The sequence below is a fragment of the Paenibacillus ginsengarvi genome (genome assembly GCF_003626695.1).
Lineage (GTDB): Bacteria > Bacillota > Bacilli > Paenibacillales > NBRC-103111 > Paenibacillus_AB > Paenibacillus_AB ginsengarvi.
In genome coordinates this window covers 42342-62740 of record NZ_RBAH01000015.1, presented here as the reverse complement: position 1 = coordinate 62740, position 20399 = coordinate 42342, and the positions used below count along the sequence as shown (strand labels likewise).

Genomic DNA, 20399 nt, shown 5'->3' with positions numbered 1-20399 from the left:
GTCAAGACGCGCTCACGCTTCCTCCTTCTCTTCGTCCGACTGGTCCACATGCTCGATCATCCGGTTCAGGCGAGCGGCCTGATGACCGTAATCGTAGATCGTGGCAGCGACGATCAGCAGCCGCCTGGAACCTGGCTGGTCTTCCTTGCAGCTTTCCGTCGCCCGCTGCATGAACAGATCGTTCGCGGTTTCCGCAGGCGCCGAGTCCCAACTGCCCGGCTTGAGCCGGTCGTCGAATTTGAGCAGCACATGCTCGTGAAACTTGATCATTTTCTCCAGATGGCGATCGTAGCTTTTGTTCATCTCCGGCGTCCGTTCGGCCTGGAAAAAATGCTCCTGCACCGCCTCCAGCACCTCATAGCCTTTCTGCAGCGTATACAGCATCTGCTTGTCCACCACGAGCTGGCGCTTCAGCCTGTATTTGGCGCGTTTCAGCTTCTTCTGCTCTTCCTCCAGCAGTTTGTACTTGGCGGCCAGCGAAACAAGGCTGTCCTGAAGCGACTGCTTCTGATCGCGGAACACCTTCTCCTTGATCTCGTCGGATATCGCCGTTCGCAGCAGCAAGGACAGTTGTGTAAATACCGAACGCACCTGTTCGTGAAACTGCTGCTTCGGCTTCGGAGGCAGCACCGTTATGTTGATGACGAATGCCGATACGATGCCGATCAGGCTGAGCAGAAACCGGTTGAGCGCGAACTCCCATTGCCCGGCCCCGGACGCCTCCATAACGGCGACGACCGTCACCAGCGTTAGTCCTATCGTTTCTTCCATTTTCAACTTGATGCAGCACATAATGGCGAGAACGCACACGACCCCGATGGCGATCGGCTCGTTGGAGAAAAAGGTGCCGGCCAGCACCGCCATGACGGCTCCGAGCGTATTCGTTTGCACCTGATCGAGAAAATAACGCCAAGAGCGGTAAATCGTCGGCTGCATGGCGAATATCGCGGCTACGGCGGAGATGACGGGAGGAGAAAACTGGAGCCAAGTGCTTATGTATAAAGCCAGGGTGACGGCAATGCCGGTCTTGAGCATCCGGGGGCCGAATGTCATGGCGACTCCTCCTTCGGTCGTGGTATTTAACGATAAAAAGAATTATACAATCCGCGCGTGAATCCAACAAGTCGAGACCCTGCCGGCTGCCCGATGCGGCGCATACTCCTAGTCCAGTCCTGCTTCCGGCCAACACTGCCGGCTCTATTAGCCCCCGCTTCGCTAGGACAACTTGCGGTTGCGGGATAACGGACCGGGCGGTATGATGAGGGGGACCATCCAAATAAAGGAGCGTGAACCGTTATGACGTATTCCCCTGCGGATAACCGTTATGAATCGATGAAGTATAATCGCTGCGGCAAGTCCGGCCTGAAGCTGCCGGCGATTTCGCTCGGCTTGTGGCATAACTTCGGCGGCGTCGACGTGTTGGAAAATATGAAGGCTATGCTTCGCCGCTCGTTCGACCTCGGCATTACCCATTTCGATTTGGCGAACAACTACGGGCCCCCTCCGGGAAGCGCCGAGGAGCATTTCGGCCGTATTCTCCAGTCCGACTTCGCCGGCTACCGGGACGAGCTGGTCATTTCCACGAAAGCGGGTTATTACATGTGGCCGGGGCCGTACGGCGAATGGGGCTCGCGCAAATATTTGGTTTCCAGCCTCGATCAAAGCTTGAAGCGGATGGGCGTCGACTACGTCGATATTTTTTACTCACACCGGCCCGATCCGAATACGCCGCTGGAGGAAACGATGATGGCGCTCGACCATGTCGTGCGGCAAGGGAAGGCGCTGTACGCGGGCATCTCCTCCTACTCCGCCGAGCAAACGGCGGAAGCGGCCGCCATCTTGAAGCAGCTCGGAACGCCGCTGCTCATTCATCAGCCTTCGTATTCGATGCTGAACCGGTGGATCGAGAACGGACTTCAGGACGTGCTGGATGAAGTCGGAGCCGGCTCAATCGCCTTTTGCCCGCTCGCCCAGGGGCTGCTGACGAACAAATATTTGGCGGGCATTCCGGAAGATTCGCGCGCGGCGAAGGCGACCGGTTTCCTGAAATCGAAAGATATTACGGAAGAGAAGCTGGCCAAAATCCGCGCGCTGGGCGATATCGCCGCCGAAAGAGGACAATCGCTGGCGCAGATGGCGCTGGCTTGGGTGCTGCGCGGCGGACGCGTCACCTCCGCCCTGATCGGGGCCAGCCGCGTTTCGCAAATCGAGGAGAACGTAGCCGCCCTAGCGAATCTGGAGTTCAGCGGCGAGGAACTTGCGCGAATCGAACATATTTTACAGGTGTAACGGCTATTTAAAATCATGCGGCTTTGCCCGATAATACGAAATCTCGGCCATTTCGGCCGAGATTTCCTTCATTTTTACGATTTATCTCCGTTTTTTGAAACCTCGGAACGATTATTGCGTATGGTAAGCTATTAGGACCGAACTGAACATACAGAAAGGAAAGTGACTCATGACTGATCCGAAAGTAGTGCGTCAGCCGAATCCGAACATGATTTCCAAAGGGGTAACCGGACTCGTAATCGTCATCGTTATCGCCGTGCTCGCCTTCCAATCGTTCACGATTGTGCAAGCGGGACACCGGGGCGTCATCCTCCAGCTCGGAGCCGTTCAGCCGAAAGTGTTCGAGGAGGGTTTGCACTTTAAGATGCCGTTTATCCAGACGGTCGTTCCGATCGAGGTGCGCGTTCAAAAAGCCGAGTCTAATCAAGTGTCGGCCAGCCGCGATTTGCAGACGGTCACGACGACGCTTGCGGTCAACTATCATCTGGACGGCACGACCATCAACAATCTGTACAAAAATGTCGGCATGGAGTACAGAGCCCGCATCGTCGATCCCGCTATCGGCGAATCGTTAAAGGCGGTAACCGCGCAGTATACGGCGGAGGACCTGATCTCGAAACGGTCGGAGGTCAGCTCGAAGGTGAAGGAAGCGCTCGCCGCCAAGCTCAGCCTGTATAATATGATCCTCGACGATATCAACATTACCGAGTTTAAGTTTTCCGAGGAATTCGACCGCGCCATCGAGCAAAAGCAGATCGCCGAGCAACAGGCGCTCAAGTCGAAGCTTGATCTCGAGCGGATCAAAATCGAGAAAGAACAGGAAATTACACGCGCCGAGGCGCAAGCGGAAGCGCTCCGGCTGCAGAAGCAGGAAGTGACGAAGGAGCTTGTCGAGCTTCGTCAAATCGAGGCGCAGCTCAAGGCGATTGAGAAATGGGACGGCAAGCTGCCGAACGTAACCGGAGGAGCCACGCCGTTTATCAACGTGCAGCCGTAAAGCTGCGAATACGGAAAAGGGACTGTCCAATAGCCCCCAAAATAAAAAGGCTGGGCGGGAAAACGTAACGTTTTCTGTCCGGCCTTTTTGCGTTGTCCCGCCCACCGTCATAGGCAGGTAGTTTACAAATAAATAGAAGCCTTTTGAGACTTCTATCCACCTGGAAACTGGTGTTTTTGGAAAAATAGAGTGCTTTTGGGCCTCTTATACCCCGCGCACCTGGCTCCAACAGCGATTTTGTCACGAAATAAGTGGCTCAAAAGACTGCTATGCCTGCGCACAGCCCAAGTACAGGTAGGATAACACGCCTCAAAAGCTTTTATTTAAACCAACTCCCTCCTTTCACCGATGTCCGCTGGTGAAGTCGTCGCAGTACCATTCCCCTCCAAAACCGAATAGACCGATAAAGAGACTGTCCCCAAAGGGGAGCGCAAACGAAACCATCTCAAACGATAGGCAAAGACGCTTCCAAAACCACTGTAAACGTGGGGATGGAGGCGTCTTTTTGCCATGACTATTCAGGTCGAAGTAATCTAACCGAAAGAATCGCCCGCTTTTTCCGCAACTTTTTAGGGGTTACCCAGGGCTTCCAAAATCCGCCCCCTTTAGTACGCGCCTTACTCTTCCTTATCCGACTCGAAGAAATGAAGCCGGTTGCCTGAAGGGTCTTGAACGGATACCTCCGTCGAATCCCACGGTTTTTTTTCCAAACCCGGACGGGCGTATTTGTACGGCCGCTCGTGAAGCTTGGCATGAAACGCGGCGATGCCCTCGACTTCGATCCGTACGGCCGAACCGGGAGAAGCGTCTCCGAAATGCTCGGACAAATGCAGCCTGCAGTCACCGTAAGACACTTGCATATAAAGCGGAAACCCGTCCTCGAACCGATGCTCCCAATCAAGGCTGAAGCCGAGAAAATCGATATAAAACTGTTTCGTAAGCGCCACATCGAACATGCGCAAAATCGGAACGACCCGATTCATCTCGATCCCGTTCTGCTTCGTCATTCGCCATCCCTCCTTGTTCCATCTTCCGTATCCGTTTCCTCGACAATAAGCGCGAGCCCGCACGAAGGGCACTTATTCGCGCTGGACGCCACCCTACTGCCGCAGCCGGGACACAGCTCATACTCGAGCTGAACGAAACCGTACTCTGCCGACTCTAGAGCCTGCGCCGATTCCGGGCCGAACCAGGTTTCGACCGGCTTCCCGTCCACTTCCAGAACGAGCAGTTCCTCTGTCAGCAGCCATAGCATGTTGCCGCTGCGGTCGCAAACGGCGGCTACCGGAATTTCCCCTTCATCCGTTTGCGGAAATAACGAGCCTCCGATAACGCCGGGAAGGCGTGACCGGTAAACGCCGTAACCGGTGCCCAGAAGCAAATATTTGATCTGGCTCGGCTTATGTAAAACGATCGTCGCCATCTCTGTCCCTCACCACCTCATCCCATCTTATCCCATAATTGGGCTATATCGATATGGACGGCAAACGGCGGCAAACGGTTCAATCCACCCCGCAATTCCGCATATCGCCTCACGCGGGGGGCTGCGGACTCAGCGCATTTCCTGCACCGGAAAACGGCTCGCCAGCACTTCGCCGATGCATTCGGCGAACAATCGCTGCCCCTCGGCGGTCGGATGAACGCCGTCGGCCACGCCGCTGTTCTCCGTCGTCCGCAGCGCGTCGCGCAAACTGCCGCCTTCGTCGACATACCGCTGCCAGCGCAGCGAGATATCGGCAAGCGGCACTTCGTATGCGGCGGCTACGTCGCGAATTTGCTCGCTGTACATATCGATCCACGCCTGCGCACCATCCGGATTGCGATACCACTCCTCGGGGTGGCGGTTATAGTAATACGCCTCCCTGTCGCCCTCGATAATCGGACTAATCGTACAGAGCAGCGGAGCGATCCCTTCGGCTCGCAGCCTTTCCACGACTGACGCAAGCTTCGCGCGAAATTCCGCAAGCGGCGTTTTCGCTTGCTCCGGCGCCGTATTCACATGATCGTTCATGCCGAACGCGACGATGCAAATATCCGGCCGTTTGGCTAGCACATCCTGCTCGAACCTCGCCAGTCCTTGCCCGATCGTATTGCCGGGTACGCCCGCATTAATCGGCTCGAGTCCGAATCGGGCCGACAACAGGTGCAAATACGTGTCGCTTTCCTGCAAATATTGCCCTGCCGTAATGCTATCTCCGAATGCAGCTAGCTTCATCGTTTATACCCACCTTATCTTCTTGATTCTTGTATTCGCGAGCAACCGGCTCGGGGTCGAATACATCCTTCCTCTCCGAATCATACGCCCTTGTCTTAGCACCGTCAATAAAAGGTAATCAGTAGTCGATAAATCGAACGGATTGCAGCAAAAAGGCGCCGAATCCGGCGCCAAGGGAAACTTTAAGATAAAATTCCGTTAAAGCGGCTTAATGCGCTTCCAGAGCATGAACACGTGCGGCAAGCTCCTGCACGGCCTTGATAAGAGGCGCAATAAATTCGGTATAACGCAAACCGTAGGCCGCTTCGCCGGCAGCTTTCGCCCCGTCGCCCGGACTTGAAGGACGATTCAAGGCGGCAAACTCGTGATCCGCCATGCCCTGCTCCTGAAGCAGCCGCTCCACATCCTGCGCCAGCAAGCCGTAATGGACTCGCCCGCTTTGATCGTCGACCCTTTCATATTTGACCGGCTTTAGCTTCGCTACGAACGCTAACCCCAGATCGGACTCGTCGATATGATGCTTTAGTCTCTCGTCGGACGTTTGAATCAACCCGTTCGCCGCATAAATATCGCGAAACCGGTTGGCCGATGTGCCGATGTCCTGCGTGCCGTCCCGGGCCGGTTGGAACGTTCCGCCGCTTTTGAACAGAAATTGCAAAGTCCCGTTAAACGATAGCGCCAGATCGCCTCCGCTTGTAATCGTCTCGTCGACATACGCCGTTCCGTTTCTGAACGTTTGGCGAGATATGCCGTCGATCGTCCCGGGCGTATAGGCCGCTCCGTCCTGAATGACGGACATCTGCTTGGCCAGACGATCCGCCGCTGCATTTGCCGTTGTCGTCGCTCCGGATACGACTGCGGTTGAGCCGCCATCGCAATACACACCATAACGGGTATTGCTGCTGGAGTTCACGTTCGTCGCTCTTGCCACAGCCCCGAAGGCGAGCGCCAGACCGTCCCGCGCATTAAAGGTCGAGACCGCGCTTGTGCAGGAGATTCTTCCCCCGTACTCTCCATTAATGCCGTTATAGCCGTTATAGATCGCAGTGGCTCCGTCCACGCTGATCTGCGCACCTGCTCTCGCCTCGAAGCCGTTGACCGCATTTCCCGCCGCCACCGTATTCGGGGCGATCAACGATCCACCGTTGAAAGCAAACCCGCCGTCCTGCCGGTTGCCGGAGAAAATCGCGCCGCTCGTATTAAAACATCCGCCGTAATCCGCGATGACGCCATCCAAATAATTTCCCGCAGCGATGCAGAACTTGATCTCTATTGCGCTGGACGTGCCGACGTAGAATCCCCTCCGGCCATTCCCGGTAGATACGACAGATTTCCCGTATATGCCGGAGCCGCCTGCGATGCACAAGCCTTGCTGATCGAACTGGCTGACGCACACGAACTCGCCCAGGGAGATGGAACCGCCGGAGATGCCAAGCGGGTTCTCGCCTCCGGGAGCAGCCGCGCCGTTAATGATCGTATTGGAGCCGACATAGATGCCGTGCGTGCCTTTCTCCGTTCCCGTCACGTTCGCCGGGTTCCAATAGTCGTACATATTGCCGACGATGCCGACATCCTCAAGTAGGCCGACACTGGCGCCGCGCACGACGATGCCGTCCGTCCCGTTATACTTCAATATCGTGCCGACCTTGTTAATCTCCGCCGATGTCAGCGTATTCGTCGGAAACGCGGACTGACGGTGACGGTTGCGCACCGTAATCTGGCTGCCGGTTATCCCCGTCACTTCCCAAAACCCGACATGCGCATAATGATTGCCTGAGCCTGCGGTTTTGCGGATCATGACCCAATCCCCAGCCGCTAGCCCAGCCGCCGTGGTAACCGCCAGCGAGACGAAATATTCGCCCGCAGCGCCGGTTACGTTAACTTGCGCCGTCGCCTTAGCGGTCAGATTAATGTCGGCTCCCTTGATCTGAATCTGCTCGGCATAAGGGTGGCTGATCCGCGTAGCGCCGGGCATGACGTGCTGTCCTGCGGCTAGCTGGATGCGAACCGTGGCGCTAGCCGGAATGATCCAGCTTTCGATCGCGCGAAGCGCCGCATTCAGATCCGGATATTGCGCCGGTACCTGAATGACGATATTCGACTCCTGCGGCACCAAATAAACTTTGCCTCCGGCCGAATCTGCGGCAAGCTGCGTGTCTCCCTGCCGATCGCCCGCGCTGACGATCTCTCCGAGCTTGTCGGCCACCGTTCTCCCGGAATAACCGACGAGCGCGGCTCCCTTCTCGGCGTCCGATTGATCCGCCAGCTCCGCCCGAAGACCGCTTGCGTTCCCGCTGCCGTAAACCGCCCCGTGAACCGACGGCGCTGCGCTGGCTGACGATCCGAGCCGAAGCAGCTCCGCGGATACGATAGCCGCACCCGCAAGGCCAACGCCCGCAAGCACCTTTCTTCGGCTCAGTGGCTTGGCGGAACCGCTGTCACCCATCTGCTCCGAAATCTGGTTATCGTTTTTTTCCGTCATCTTCGAATCACTCCTTCGATTTGTTCGATGATTCCGTACTATAACGTTGCTTTAGCGGCGCGCTTCGGCATACTTTTTGGTCTGCTCTTCGTCGAATTGACGCAAAGCCGTATTCAGATCCAATTGCTCCTTGATGATTTTGCCCATCAGATTCGTTACGTCGTTTAACGCTCTGCTGGCGAACTCGGTCGGCGGGAAAGGCTTCGCCGGCTTCGTTTTGAATATCGCCTGCACGTTTTTGCCTTTTAAAATATCGAGGTTTTTGCCGAACTCCTCCTCGAACTTTTTATCTTTGAGCACCGCTCCTTTCCCATTTCGCACCATAGCCAGCTGGGATTCTTCGGAGAACATCTGGCTCATCACCTGCAAGGCGGCTTCCTTATTTTTGCTCGTTTTGCTCAGCAGCATCAGATGAATGTCGATTTGCGTCCCGATTCCGGGTTTCTCCGGAAACACCGGGTAAGAGGCCATATCCCAGTTCGTAAAGGTTGCCTTTATTTTGTCGTCGTTCATAAAGCTCAGCCAGTTCAAGCCCGCGATCATCGCAATCGTCTGCGTTTGGTTGAAATCCTTGATGCCGTTGCCGAGCGACTTAATATCCGAGTTGCCGGGAATTTCATAGATGTCCCTAACCATCTGGAATACGCGCTTCCACTGATCGGTATTCGCAATCGATTTGTAGGTCGTCGGGTCAATCAGCGGCAGCTCCAGCTGCGAGGCGGGCCGGAACACGGAGTCGGGCTCCAAGCCGCGATACTGCACATTATCCGATACCCTCGTCAGCTTTTTCGCCAGCTCCGCTACTTCCGCCCAGGTCATACCGTCCTTCGGATAAGCGACGCCGAATTTATTGAAAATGTCTTTGTTGTAATAAAGCGCGTTGAATTGCACCGTATACGGAAATCCGACGAGATAGTCCGTCTGGTTCGTGATTTTGAGCGAATCGAGCGCATCGGGCTTGAACTTGCTCAGATCGATCTTCTGGTTTTTGATCAGCTCGGTCATATCGAACTGCAGATCCATCTGCTTGAAATCTTGCAGCGTGAGCGAGTTCGTCGTAATGATGTCCGGAACTTCCTTCGCCGCGATCAAGTTTGGCAGCGTCACCGTTTTGTTATCGATAAACAGCGGCTTAACGGTAATATGCGGATGCGTCTTCTTGAGCGGTTCAATAATGTACTCCTGAATTTCCTGCTCGGTAAAGTACCCCGACCGGTAGCCAAACGTAATCGTGACCGGCTCGTTATTGACAGGCTGAACGGATGTCGCTGCCTTATCGCCAGGTACGGAAGCCCCTTTCCCCCCGGACTCGTTCCCGCCCGTCTTTCCCCCACTTCCGCCGCAGCCGGCTAGCAGCGCTCCAAACAAAACAAGCATGGCGCTGGATACAGCAATCGTGTTTTTGACCATTGTGTTGATCCCCTTTTTTATTTTATTTTGTTTTGCTCTCCCCGATATGCTTGTTCATTTTCTCCTCCGCCTCTCTCAGCGAGGAGTTCAGATCTTTGCCGTTAAAATAGTCCTCGAAGCTTTTCAGCACGATCTGATTGGTCGTGCTGTCTTCAAACTGCGAGTAAGCCGGCGCCGGAACGGGCGCGCTTTTGAAAATCGACTCCAGCCGTTTTCCTTTCAAGAAAGGCAGATCGGCCCCCAATTGTTTTTTCATTTCCGGATTTTTCAAGGAGGATAATCTCGCCGTCGTTTTGGCAGAGAGCAGTTGAACCTCGTCTGACGTAACGACCTCAAGCACTTGCATCGCCGCCTCTTTGTATTTGCTTGTTTTCGTTATGGCGATCACATTGGCATCGACATGCCCGTACACATTCGGTTTATCCTTATTGCTCGGATACTGGGCCACGTCCCAGTTCAATCCTTCCTTCGTTGCTTCTTCCAAAGCGAGATTGAACAAATTGATCGTCGCCAGCATCGCCAAATTTTTGTCCTTGAGGAAAGCAGGCTTCGCATTCGCGTTTAAAAACGACGCCGGCTGGTTGCCGGGGATCGCATAAATGCTGCGCGCCAGTTCGTAAACCCGCTTCCATTCTTCCTTGTTGATCGCCGCCTTCTCCGATTTGTAATCGACATAAGTAAGTCCGAACGGCTTGGACAACCGGGATACCGCTTCCGGATCGAGTCCCCGGTACTGGACGCCCCCGTCGCTGCGCGACAATTTTTTGGCCAGCTCCAGCGTATCCTCCCACGTCAAACCGTCCTTCGGATAGGCTACGCCGAACTTGTCGAATATGTCTTTATTGTAGTAGAGCGCATTAAAATTCACGGCAAAAGGAAGCGCATACAACTCGCCTTTGGCCGACAGCACCTTGATGGCGTCGAGTACAACCGGTTCGAACCGGGACAAGTCGATCCCCGCCTTCTGCGTTAGCGGGGCGATGTCGTACAACAGATCGAAAGCCTGGAAAGTCGGCAGGCCGCCATTCCATGTATACAGCAAATCCGGCGGCTGACCGGCCGTGACCAAGTCCTGGATCATCGTTCCTTTACCCGGCTTAATCATTTCGATCGTAATATGCGGATACTTTTTGCGGACAGGCTGGATGATCAAGTTGTTCATATCCTTGTCTTCGATCCCGACAGACGGGAACAAAGTCAGCGTAACCGGCGTCGTATCGACCGCCGCCGATTTGCCCGTTTCCGTCCGCTCTGCGCCCACGGACCCGTCCGCCCCTTTTTTCGCTGGCGATTCGCCGCCTCCCCCGCAGCCCGCGCTTATCAGCAGCGCGCATAATCCGGCACATACGACCGCCACTCTTCTACTCTGCATCTCTTTCTCCCCCGCATCATCAAGTTGTATAATCGTGCAAATTTACGTTTCCAGCGTCAGGCTCCAGCAAACGATCCTAACCCGATTCCACGTGTACGTTATATAGAGACGGTTTTGTTCGGCAATAATGGCCGGATAAGAATACTCGCCGGGCTCCGACTCCAAAACAAGCTCATGGTCCCAAGTCTCGCCGTTACTGGCAGATAAACGGACGACGAGCGGCGTTCTTGGCCCTTTGTCGGTGCCGACCGGATTGTAGACGAGCGCCAGTACGCCGCTTTCCGTCTGCGCCAGATCGATGCCGCTGTTATTATTTGGAAGTGTCGTCCGATAAGCCGCCGACCAGGTAACGCCTTGATCCCGGGAGTCGCTCCGGTATATCGCTCCCGCCGTGCTGCGCAGCAGCATATGCACCCCTTCCGGCGATTCCCATAGCGTCGGCTGAATGATCCCTTTTCCGGGAAAACCGCGGTGATCGACTGGCACATTCGCGCTTCTCGTCCACGTAATGCCATCGTCGTCGGAAATATCGACGAACGCATCCCACTGCTGCAACGTTTCGACCGAAGCTGGGGCTAGCAGCTTGCCGCTGCTTACATAGATCGGCTTGCTGCGTACCGGCCCACGACCGCCTACATCGCCTTCAACTAAAGGATGCGGCGTTGACCAACTTGCTCCCCCATCCAGCGAAGTCGCAACCATCGTACTCCAGTGGGGAATCGTGTGGCCGACTTTGTAATAGAGCTGCAGATGTCCGTCCTTCGTTCGGAACAGTACCGGGTTCCAATGGGGAAGTCCTTCCTTATACGCAACTTTCCTCGGCTCGCTCCATTCGCCCCGGGTGCGTCTGGAGCTCCAGATTGCAACATCGTTAGCCCCTTCCTTCGTGCCCCCGAACCAGACCGCAAGCAGATCTTCCTTCTCCAGAACAACCAGCGACGAGGCATGGCAGCTCGCAAACGGCCGGCGGTCTTCAAAAATATACTGTTTCTCTTTAGCGGTAACCTTCAATAGGGCCCACCCTTCCGCTTGTTTTTCATCTCCATTTGCGAATACGGCCGTATTCAGGAATCACTATACCCCGGGATGCGGACGCTTCCAAGAAGCAGTAAGGGAACTTGGCGCATCGTTTTTCTCCCTGCAAGCGATTTGGATGCATATTTCTACCGTGCTGCATATTTCAAATACCCGCGTAAAGTGGTCGTAACGTTAAAAAAGCCCGCAACCGGATGGATGCGGACTATAGATCGATAAATTTATTCCCGGACAAACGGCTCACGGGAAGTTCCCCTCGAGAACGATTTGCGAAAATCGGTCGGCGACAAGCCTTCCATCTTTTTAAACGTGCGCAGAAACGTCGTTCGGTTGCTGATGCCCACCTTCTCGGCGATATCGTAGATCGTCAGATCGGTATGCACGAGCAGCTCCTTCGCTTTGCCTATGCGTACCTCGCTGATGTAATCCGTAATGTTCATCCCGGTCTTCTCCTTGAAGATCCGCGATACATACTTGACGGAAACGTTCATTTCCTCCGATATTTTGTCCAGATATAAATCTTCGGCATAATGCTCGTCAATATAATTCATAATCGTGGAAACGAGCGCGCCGGACTTGTACGCCTGCTGCTGGCGGACGGTCGTTCCGGCAAGTCCGCGGTAAAACGTGAGCAGCAGCTGTTTCCTGCTTGCAAAATCGGCTCCGTGCTCGCCCGAATGAACGAGCAAACGCCGCTCACCGTCCGACAGATGACCGTCCATCGCGATCCCTCTTTCGGACATAAACCGTTCAGCCGTATGGTACATATCGGACAGGAGCATGCTCAATCGCTGCGGCGAAGCCCCCTTTTCCTCGCTCGCCCGCAGCATGTCCTCGATAAACTCCGCCGCTGCGTCCGCATCGCCCGCCTTGAGCAAATTAAGCAGCTTGTTTTCGTCGGAGAAAAAGTATTGGGCGCTGTACCGTAATTCCCGATCCTCCGCACGCAGCGTCAAAAACTCGGCGCAGGGCGTTTGGCTTTGCAGATCGGCCATCGCGACGCGATACGACCCCGCGATCCCTTCGAGACCGGGACTTACGCTCCCGACCCCGACATGGATTTTACAGTACAAGGCGTCATAGCGGAACGTTTCCGTAAACCGGGTCAAGCCTTCGCGAATGGCGGCCAAATCGCTGCTGGCCTCGACGTTGAACAAGCTAATATACTGATGCTGCTTGCACTCCAGGACGTACAAATCGGTGCAGTCCTGCAGCATGCCCGCAATCAGCTTTTTCAATTTGCTCTGAATGCGTATGCGGTCCACGTCCTGGATCGAGGCATAAAACTCATCCTGAAAGTCGAACAAAATGGTGTAGCAAATGAAGCTGTCGTGCTTATATCGCATCTGACTGCGGATCATTTTCGAGATGTCCAAATCCTTCGGAACGTCATTGCCCTGAATCATCTGAAGCAAGGCGTAGTCCAAATATTCCGTGGAGACGAGGTGCAGCTCATCCTGAAACTTCCGATTGTGCCCGATCAGCCGGTGAATGCCCTGACCGATCCGAGCAAACTCGTTATCGTTCGCAGCTTCGTTTGAAATCCCGCTATCGTCGTCCTCCTTCCGGTTCAAAATATCCGATATATGCCGGATCGGATTGTAGATGCGGTAGGTGAACACAAATGAAAAAGCGACGCCGGTTACGACAAGCACGGTGCAAATGATGACGATCATACTGACGATACCGGACGCTTGCTTGTTGAACTCGCCTATCGGGGTCAGCGCATAGTAATCCCAGCCGTACATCTCCGACCGGACGATCGTAGGGATGTACGTTTCGTTCTGTATGGATATCGTCCCGGTATAACCCGGCCCCACCCCGATCCGCCTGCTTATCTCCTCGGTCGCTTGCTGATTGGGAAAGCCTGGGTCGGAAGCAAGCAGGAAACGATCGCGAGCGGTTACGATAAAACGGGTACTCGGGGAAGCCGCGCTCCCCTTCAGCGTCTTTTGGATCGCATCGATAGAGACGGAAGCGGCGAGCAGCGTCTTGTTGCCCTGAACGACGCCGGTGGTGAGCAGCGGAATCACTTGTTTTTGCGCCAAAGGGGTGCTGACGAGGGAGCGGTCCAAGATGTCGACGCCAAGTCCGCCGCCCAGCTTCTTCTGCCAAAAGCTCTTGTCGTACTGATCGAACCGGTAATGCGTTTCGAAAAAAGAATCAAAATCCACAAGACCGGCGCTTGTATACACTTTATGGAAATCGGTAAATACAAACAACTCGTCGACGAAATCGTTCGCGACCGAGCGCAGATTGCGCAAGCTGCCAAGGATCTGCGAGATTTCAGACCGCTCTTGCAGGGTATAGGTCGTATACGGCTTGAATAAACGAATGACAGACGAGTCGTTAAAAAAGCCGACGGCCAGCTCCTGCACCATGCGCAAATCGTTATCGATGGAAGCGGCGGACGATTGCAGATTAATCGTCATTTTTTCCGTATAGTCCCGTTTGAACTGATTGACGAAATGAAAATAAGTGAAAGTCCCGATCAGCACAACCGGCAGGAGGAGCGATAAAAAGTAAAGCCATATTTGCAAAAACAACCGGTTCACGCGAACGGGCCTTTGCCGTTTTCTCATCTGCTTCCCTCCCCCTTCGATTCGCATGGGCCGCCGTTATCGCTCTGCCATCACCCGCTCATTTCACCGTACGTGCCATGGCGTTGTTATAGATGCTTTCCATCTCCGGCACGCCCGATAAAGTCAGCCGCTCCGCAAACTCCTCGAACTCCCGCAAAGGCTTGGCGCCGATGATAAACTTGAGCACCTCTTGTTCGATCGGCGCGATTTTCGACGAAATCTCCGTCAGCCGCTCCCGTTCCTCTTTCGTAAAAGCCGGAGCCAGACTTGGAATTACGTACGCTCCGGGATCGTTTTTGAGCTGCTCGCTCCAGCGGAACAAATCGGGATTCGACAACTGCCGGCTCGGCCTGTCGTCGACATGCGGCGAGATGGCGAGCAGCCCGGCGCCGATTTCGGACAGCAGCATGCGCACCGGGTCGGCCGAATGCTTATACTTTTGCACCAGGCTGTCCACGAATCTCGGCTCCCCGTTCACAAGCTCGTACGTTTCGCCCAGCTTGCCAAAGTTGGAAATTTCCGCTCCCTCCGGGCTGTACAGCCAATCGAAGAGCTGGATCACTCTGGTCGGGTCCTTCACATGGGAGCTTATCACATAAATATCGGTCAGCCAGCCTTTCGGGTATAAGGAGCCTCGTTTCGTTCCGCCGTCATTCGAGAAATACGGAATCAGCTCCAGCTTGTAATCGGGATTGCTCCGCTTTAACGTCTCGTTGAAATTCAGCGCAAACGTATTGTTGTCGTAGTAAAAAAACGATTGTCCACGGCTCAGCTTGTCGCTCCAGATTTGCTGCGTATTGACGTCGAAATCCGGATCGAGCAGCCCCTCGCGGTACAGCCTGTTCATATACTCCAGAACCGGCTTGAACGCCGGCTTATTCGAGCCGTATACGTAGCTCCCGCCCCGTATATCGGGATCGAAATACATGCCGAAGCCGGAGCCCATGCCGAAGGCGACCGCGCCGAAAAACGAACTCAGCCCTCTGGCCGTCCACGGCACCGAATCCGGGTATATCATCTTCAGCTTGCTTAGCACTGCATACAGCTCTTCGAACGATTCGGGAACGGCCAGACCCAGTTTCCGCAGCAAATCCGTCCGGATCATCGGCGCCCTGCCGCCCTGGATAAAATGCTGGGCCGTAACGGGAAACCCATACAGCTTGCCATCCACATACAATCTCTGAATTTGCGGGTGGTCGGCTGCAACGCTTCGGAAATGGGGCATTTGCTCCATGTAATCGGATATCGGCAAAAATTGGCCCGATCTTACAAACTCGCTCAGTTCGTTCGGGTTAATGAGCAAAATGTCCGGCATATGATCGGTGGTGAGCAGCGCGCGCTTTTTGTCCGTGTAGCTGCTCAGCGGAATCGGTTCGATCTCGAGCTTGATGCCTGTTCTCGTTTCGATTTCGCGCAAGACGACACTGTCAGTCCGCAAGGCTTGCGCCGGATGGTCGCTGCGCATGAGCTTGAGTGTTACCGGCTCGGTTGGTTGCGCTTTCATTTCACAGCCTGACGCCAGTGAAAGCAGGGCTGCTCCTACGCCTAGTTTTATGATAAGAGATGACAGGCGGAACATTAACCATTCCCCTCGATTCGACTTGTTCTACTATGTAGAATTACGTTCTTTAATGAGAATACCATTCCTTACTACTATTATCAATATACCAGTATTTGCAGTCAAACGCCAAAATCCTCCGCACCAGATCGGTACGGAGGATGGGGGCAGGACCTGTTGTCCCGCAGTTTCTCTTAACGACCCGAAAGTGCCGCAGCATCGATTAGCGAAGCCGAAGCCCGGTCCAGATACAGCGCCCAGTCGGTATGCGTCTTCAGCATCGTCGAAGGCACCAGATTCGTCAGCTCGCTTTCCATCGTTTTCTTGATCGCGTTTGCCTTCACTTGATGCGGCACGCACGAAATGATCGTCTTCGCCTGCATAATTTGGTACACGCTCATCGAGATCGCCTGCTTCGGCACGTCGTCGATCGTCGCGAACCAGCCTTCACCAACCTGCTGCTGTTTGCACGCGTCGTCGAGATCGACGACGATGTACGCTTCCTTCGTATCGAAATCGGCAGGCGGATCGTTGAAGGCGATATGGCTGTTCTCGCCGATGCCGATCAGCGCCAGATCGATCGGCTCCTTGCGAAGCTCGGCGGTAAGCGCGGCAATATTCGCTGCGACATCGCCTTCGCCGTTCACGTAATGGGCCGTGCCGAGCGGAATCAGATCGGCAAAGCGCTCCTTCAAATATTTGCGGAAGCTGGCAATATGCGATTCGGACAAGCCGACATATTCATCCAGATGGAACATTTCGACCCGGCTCCAATCCAGCTCTTCCTGAATAAACGCCTGTATGAACTGGAATTGGGAAGCTCCGGTGGACAATACGATGCGTGCCTTTCCTTTGGCCGCGATCGCGCCGCGAACGATGTCCGCCGCTTGACGCGCTGCAGCCGCCCCGAGTTGCTCGGGCGTTTCCGAAATATGGATACTCATGCTACATCCTCCTTGGGGTAAAAATGATCATTATTTCGTTACCGTTTCCTTCAGTAGATCGCTAATTACGATTTGCTCGCCGCTAACGATGGAAATGTTGGCCGCTGCGCCGATCAAAAGCGACATGGCGCCCGCCCTCGAGCCGGCCATCTGGCCGAGCGGATCGGCCACGTCGCCCGCGAATATCATCCGCCGCAGCCGCTGATCGCCGCCCCCGTGATCGCCCGTCGCCTTCCGGCTCTGAACCGTCATCAGTTCGCCTTTATGGTTATATACCCGGACATAGTTAAACGGTTCTTGCGTAGCGAAGCCGCTATGGCTGTCTTCCGCTTCGATCCGGCCCTTCGTGCCGACGAACGTCGCCTTCCAGCCTTCGTACGGGCTGTATGCGTTCAAGGAATACGACATCTGGGTGCCCTTCGAATATTTGACGCTGAGCGACATCGTATCGTAGATGTCAATATCGTCGCCGAACACGCATTGGTCGCGGTAATAGCCGTCATGCTGTTCCGCATCCTTGTAGAACGACTTCGTAAAGGCGCTCGCGTTAATATCGTAATGGAACTCGCAGGTGCTCGTATGCGCACAGGTCGAGCATGTGCGGCCGCGTTCTTCGCGGGTCGGTCCGTAAAACAATCGCGACCCGTTCGCATATACCGTAGCAGGCTCGTCGTCCAGCCACCAGTTGACCATATCGAAGTGATGCGTGGATTTGTGGATGAGCAAGCCGCCGCTGTTTTTCATCTGGCGGTGCCAGCGGCGGAAATAATCCGCGCCGTGCTTCGTATCGAGCGACCAGTTCAGCGTTACGTGCAAAATATCGCCGATCGTCCCCGATTGAAGCAGTTCCTTAATCCGGACGACATACGGCATGTAACGGCAGTTAAATGTAACGATTACTTTTTTGCCGGTGCGCCGCTCGGCTTCGATAATTTCCCGGCACTTCTCCGCGTCCGTCGTCATCGGCTTCTCCGATATGGCGTCGCATCCCGCTTCCAGCGCGCGAATAATATATTCGTGATGCAGGGCGTCCGGTGTCGTCACGATGACCGCATCCGGCTTTACTTCGCTAATCATCGCGTCGAAGTCATTGTAGACGGGAACGCCGCCCGCCTGCTCGCTTAATATGGTAGCCCTCACCGGGTTGACATCAAATACGCCGGCCAGTTCGGCAAATGGCTTCAGCTCGGCCGCGAACGGTTTGGCAAACATGCCGAGCGCCCGGCCTCCGGCACCGACGATGACATATTTTTTCATTGCAGCTCACTCTCTCCCATGACGATTTTCGGTCCACCTTTAGTGGCCGCCGTACACGCTTTTTCCCTTTACGATCGTTTCAAGCACCGTAACGCCGCCATCGCCGTCCACTCGGAACAGCGTCAAATCCGCTGCGGTCCCCGGCTCCAGACGGCCGAGATCCTCTCTGCCGAGCACGAGCGCCGGGCGCTGCGTAACCGCCTCAATCGTCTCCCGCAGCGACAAACCTGCATAACGCATCCCCCCGGCGACGCAATCGGCCATCGTGGCGCTTGATCCGGCCAAAATGTTCGGATTGCCGGCCGTGCTCAGCCGGCCGCTGGGGTGAACGTCCACTTCGCCGCCGATGCCCGAGCGGTACCGGCCGGGCGGCATGCCGCCAAGCGCTACGCAGTCGGTGACGAATACGAAGCGGTCCCGCTTCGCCCGCACCATCGATTTCAGCACGGCAGGCGCGAGATGATGGCCGTCCGGAATGAACGACGCCCACAGCCGGTCGTCGCCGAGCTGATGCCATATATAGTTCGGATGCCGGGCAAGCACCGGGTGCGAACCGTTGCCGAGATGCGTCGACAATACCGCCCCGGCCCGGGCAGCCGCCTCGAGCTGCTCTGAAGACGCCGCCGTATGGCCGATACAAACCGCGATTCCTTCTTCCGCAAGCCGGCTTACAAACTCCCGGGTCCCCGCGCGCTCGGGAGCAATCGTGATCATGCGGACCCGGCCCCCGCTGGCAAGCTGAAGCTGCCGCCACTCCGCATAGTCCGGATCGCGTGTATGCTCGCGCGGATGGGCGCCCCGCGGACCGTCTTCGCCCGACAAGTAAGGGCCCTCCAGATGAATGCCCGCTATCGAGTTTGCAGCCAGTTCGTGCGTGTCGCAGACGCTGCCGATCTGCCGGGCGGCTTGTTCCATTAGCTCGAAGCTGCCGGTAATGATGGTCGGCAAATACGTGGTTACCCCATACTTGTGCATCTGTGCTGTGACGCCAAGCACATCCTCGGCAGTTACCGGCTCTTTGTTGAAATCGAAGCCGGAGTAACCGTTTACTTGAATGTCGATCCAGCCCGGCGAGATGAAGGGCAGCGCCTCGGCAGCTGCGGCCGGCTCGTCATAGCAGGCGCGAACTTCCGCAATAACTCCATCTCCAAAAACGACCTCTACCGTTTCGCCGGTATCCGCCCTTCTTGCTTTTCGTTTGTCCAAGCTCATCTGTATTAACTCCCGACCACTAAGGTTTCAGCCGACCCTAAAAAGCGGTTCTTTTTCTGGACCGGCCAGAAAGAAATCGATTAACATTGAGACAAAAAAACAGCAAAGTTAACAGTAAAACAAAAAGATAAGTAATCGATTACTGTCAGTTTACCATACAGCCGAACATTTGCCAACGGTTATTTTATGCAAAAATCGCATCCGTTGCTCTCCGCGGGCCGCAGGAAGATAGGGAGAGAAGGACGAATGTAAAGTGAAAGTTCGGCACATGGAGGGAATGATCATGGAAAGTAAGCGAATAGCCGGAGAAAAAGCGCTCGAATACGTTCAAGACGGAATGACGCTCGGGCTCGGTACCGGTTCGACGGTATATTGGACGATCGTCAAGCTGGCTGAGCGGGTAAAAGAAGGACTCCGCGTCCGCTGCGTATCCACGTCAAACGATACGGAGCGGCTTGCCGCCTCGCTTGGAATCACTTTGATCGGCATCGACCGCATCGACGAGCTGGACTTGACGATCGACGGCGCGGACGAGGCCGATCCGGCCCTGAACCTGATTAAAGGCGGCGGCGGCGCGCTGCTGCGCGAGAAGATGGTCGCCTCGATCTCGAAACGCCTCATCATTGTCGCAGACGAAACGAAATACGTCGATGAACTCGGCAAGTTTCCTCTGCCGGTGGAAATTGTTACATTCGGCTGGGAAACGACGATGAGACAGCTGAGCAAAGCGTATCCTTGCACGCCCGTTCTCCGAATGAAGGACAATGTTCCGTTCGTTACCGATAACGGCCATTACATCGCCGATTGCCGGTTCACTGCGATCCCCGGCCCCGAGCGTATCCACAGCGAACTCAACACGATTCCGGGTGTCGTGGAAAACGGACTCTTCGTCCACATGGCCGATACGCTTATAATCGGCAGAAGCGACGGGCGGACCGAAATCCGGACGAGGGGCCGCTGAAACGTTCCGCGAGTAGTTGTACGAAAAAACGGTCCCGGCCCATAGGCGGGACCGCTTTGCATTTTGCAGCAGCTTGCGGCGGTGC

16 protein-coding genes are annotated in these 20399 nt (G+C 55.2%); 3 read left to right on the top strand and 13 right to left on the bottom strand.

Features of this window, described 5'->3' with window-relative positions; genetic code table 11:
- Positions 1-12: 12 nt before the first annotated feature.
- Entirely contained in the window at positions 13-1053 is a 1041-nt protein-coding gene (locus tag D7M11_RS20170; protein ID WP_120749051.1) for an FUSC family protein, read from the bottom strand.
- 243 nt (positions 1054-1296) lie between these two features.
- Here D7M11_RS20170 and mgrA point away from each other — a divergent pair, with 243 nt between their 5' ends.
- The gene (gene mgrA, locus D7M11_RS20165) at positions 1297-2289 is read left to right on the top strand and encodes an L-glyceraldehyde 3-phosphate reductase (protein WP_120749050.1); all 993 of its coding nucleotides are present in this window, start codon (positions 1297-1299) and stop codon (positions 2287-2289) included.
- 208 nt (positions 2290-2497) lie between these two features.
- A complete protein-coding gene (locus tag D7M11_RS20160; RefSeq protein ID WP_240041234.1) occupies positions 2498-3286 on the top strand; it encodes a prohibitin family protein in 789 nt (262 codons plus the stop codon).
- 617 nt (positions 3287-3903) lie between these two features.
- Here D7M11_RS20160 and D7M11_RS20155 read toward each other — a convergent pair.
- The 12 genes from D7M11_RS20155 to D7M11_RS20100 form a co-directional block, all read right to left on the bottom strand.
- Positions 3904-4293 carry a glyoxalase superfamily protein gene (locus D7M11_RS20155; protein ID WP_240041229.1) on the bottom strand — a complete coding sequence of 130 codons (390 nt, stop codon included), beginning with the start codon at positions 4291-4293 and terminating at the stop codon, positions 3904-3906.
- Positions 4290-4709, bottom strand: coding sequence for a hypothetical protein (locus D7M11_RS20150; RefSeq protein ID WP_120749048.1), 420 nt, complete (start codon positions 4707-4709; stop codon positions 4290-4292). The genes D7M11_RS20155 and D7M11_RS20150 overlap by 4 nt, the downstream gene beginning before the upstream one ends.
- Before the next feature lie 129 nt (positions 4710-4838).
- Positions 4839-5501, bottom strand: coding sequence for an SGNH/GDSL hydrolase family protein (locus D7M11_RS20145; protein WP_120749047.1), 663 nt, complete (start codon positions 5499-5501; stop codon positions 4839-4841).
- A gap of 208 nt (positions 5502-5709) precedes the next feature.
- Positions 5710-7983 (bottom strand): tail fiber domain-containing protein, encoded by a 2274-nt coding sequence (locus D7M11_RS20140; protein ID WP_120749046.1) that lies wholly within the window; start codon positions 7981-7983, stop codon positions 5710-5712.
- Positions 7984-8034: 51 nt separating this feature from the next.
- Entirely contained in the window at positions 8035-9393 is a 1359-nt protein-coding gene (locus D7M11_RS20135) for an ABC transporter substrate-binding protein (protein WP_120749045.1), read from the bottom strand.
- Between the two features lie 22 nt (positions 9394-9415).
- Positions 9416-10765, bottom strand: a complete 1350-nt coding sequence (locus tag D7M11_RS20130; protein WP_120749044.1) for an ABC transporter substrate-binding protein — start codon at positions 10763-10765, stop codon at positions 9416-9418.
- Between the two features lie 42 nt (positions 10766-10807).
- A complete protein-coding gene (locus D7M11_RS20125; protein WP_120749043.1) occupies positions 10808-11776 on the bottom strand; it encodes a sialidase family protein in 969 nt (322 codons plus the stop codon).
- Positions 11777-12021: 245 nt separating this feature from the next.
- A complete protein-coding gene (locus D7M11_RS20120) occupies positions 12022-14382 on the bottom strand; it encodes a helix-turn-helix domain-containing protein (RefSeq protein ID WP_158606737.1) in 2361 nt (786 codons plus the stop codon).
- A gap of 58 nt (positions 14383-14440) precedes the next feature.
- Positions 14441-15886, bottom strand: a complete 1446-nt coding sequence (locus D7M11_RS20115) for an extracellular solute-binding protein (protein ID WP_158606736.1) — start codon at positions 15884-15886, stop codon at positions 14441-14443.
- A 248-nt stretch (positions 15887-16134) separates the two neighbouring features.
- Positions 16135-16884: a 6-phosphogluconolactonase gene (locus D7M11_RS20110; RefSeq protein ID WP_120749040.1), complete on the bottom strand. Its 750-nt coding sequence runs from the start codon at positions 16882-16884 to the stop codon at positions 16135-16137.
- A gap of 30 nt (positions 16885-16914) precedes the next feature.
- Positions 16915-18141 carry a Gfo/Idh/MocA family protein gene (locus tag D7M11_RS20105; RefSeq protein ID WP_120749039.1) on the bottom strand — a complete coding sequence of 409 codons (1227 nt, stop codon included), beginning with the start codon at positions 18139-18141 and terminating at the stop codon, positions 16915-16917.
- A 39-nt stretch (positions 18142-18180) separates the two neighbouring features.
- Positions 18181-19353, bottom strand: a complete 1173-nt coding sequence (locus D7M11_RS20100) for an N-acetylglucosamine-6-phosphate deacetylase (RefSeq protein ID WP_120749038.1) — start codon at positions 19351-19353, stop codon at positions 18181-18183.
- A gap of 283 nt (positions 19354-19636) precedes the next feature.
- Here D7M11_RS20100 and rpiA point away from each other — a divergent pair, with 283 nt between their 5' ends.
- Complete coding sequence (gene rpiA / locus D7M11_RS20095) at positions 19637-20314, top strand: ribose-5-phosphate isomerase RpiA (RefSeq protein WP_120749037.1); 678 nt, start codon at positions 19637-19639, stop codon at positions 20312-20314.
- Positions 20315-20399: the final 85 nt, after the last annotated feature.

Excerpts from the sequence above, each read along its gene's own strand:
- D7M11_RS20170 (WP_120749051.1), bottom strand. The coding sequence starts at position 1,053 with ATGACATTCGGCCCCCGGATGCTCAAGACCGGCATTGCCGTCACCCTG.
- mgrA (WP_120749050.1), top strand. The coding sequence starts at position 1,297 with ATGACGTATTCCCCTGCGGATAACCGTTATGAATCGATGAAGTATAAT.
- D7M11_RS20160 (WP_240041234.1), top strand. The coding sequence starts at position 2,498 with ATGATTTCCAAAGGGGTAACCGGACTCGTAATCGTCATCGTTATCGCC.
- D7M11_RS20155 (WP_240041229.1), bottom strand. The coding sequence starts at position 4,293 with ATGACGAAGCAGAACGGGATCGAGATGAATCGGGTCGTTCCGATTTTG.
- D7M11_RS20150 (WP_120749048.1), bottom strand. The coding sequence starts at position 4,709 with ATGGCGACGATCGTTTTACATAAGCCGAGCCAGATCAAATATTTGCTT.
- D7M11_RS20145 (WP_120749047.1), bottom strand. The coding sequence starts at position 5,501 with ATGAAGCTAGCTGCATTCGGAGATAGCATTACGGCAGGGCAATATTTG.
- D7M11_RS20140 (WP_120749046.1), bottom strand. The coding sequence starts at position 7,983 with ATGACGGAAAAAAACGATAACCAGATTTCGGAGCAGATGGGTGACAGC.
- D7M11_RS20135 (WP_120749045.1), bottom strand. The coding sequence starts at position 9,393 with ATGGTCAAAAACACGATTGCTGTATCCAGCGCCATGCTTGTTTTGTTT.
- D7M11_RS20130 (WP_120749044.1), bottom strand. The coding sequence starts at position 10,765 with ATGCAGAGTAGAAGAGTGGCGGTCGTATGTGCCGGATTATGCGCGCTG.
- D7M11_RS20120 (WP_158606737.1), bottom strand. The coding sequence starts at position 14,382 with ATGAGAAAACGGCAAAGGCCCGTTCGCGTGAACCGGTTGTTTTTGCAA.
- D7M11_RS20115 (WP_158606736.1), bottom strand. The coding sequence starts at position 15,886 with ATGAAAGCGCAACCAACCGAGCCGGTAACACTCAAGCTCATGCGCAGC.
- D7M11_RS20110 (WP_120749040.1), bottom strand. The coding sequence starts at position 16,884 with ATGAGTATCCATATTTCGGAAACGCCCGAGCAACTCGGGGCGGCTGCA.
- D7M11_RS20105 (WP_120749039.1), bottom strand. The coding sequence starts at position 18,141 with ATGAAAAAATATGTCATCGTCGGTGCCGGAGGCCGGGCGCTCGGCATG.
- D7M11_RS20100 (WP_120749038.1), bottom strand. The coding sequence starts at position 19,353 with ATGAGCTTGGACAAACGAAAAGCAAGAAGGGCGGATACCGGCGAAACG.
- rpiA (WP_120749037.1), top strand. The coding sequence starts at position 19,637 with ATGGAAAGTAAGCGAATAGCCGGAGAAAAAGCGCTCGAATACGTTCAA.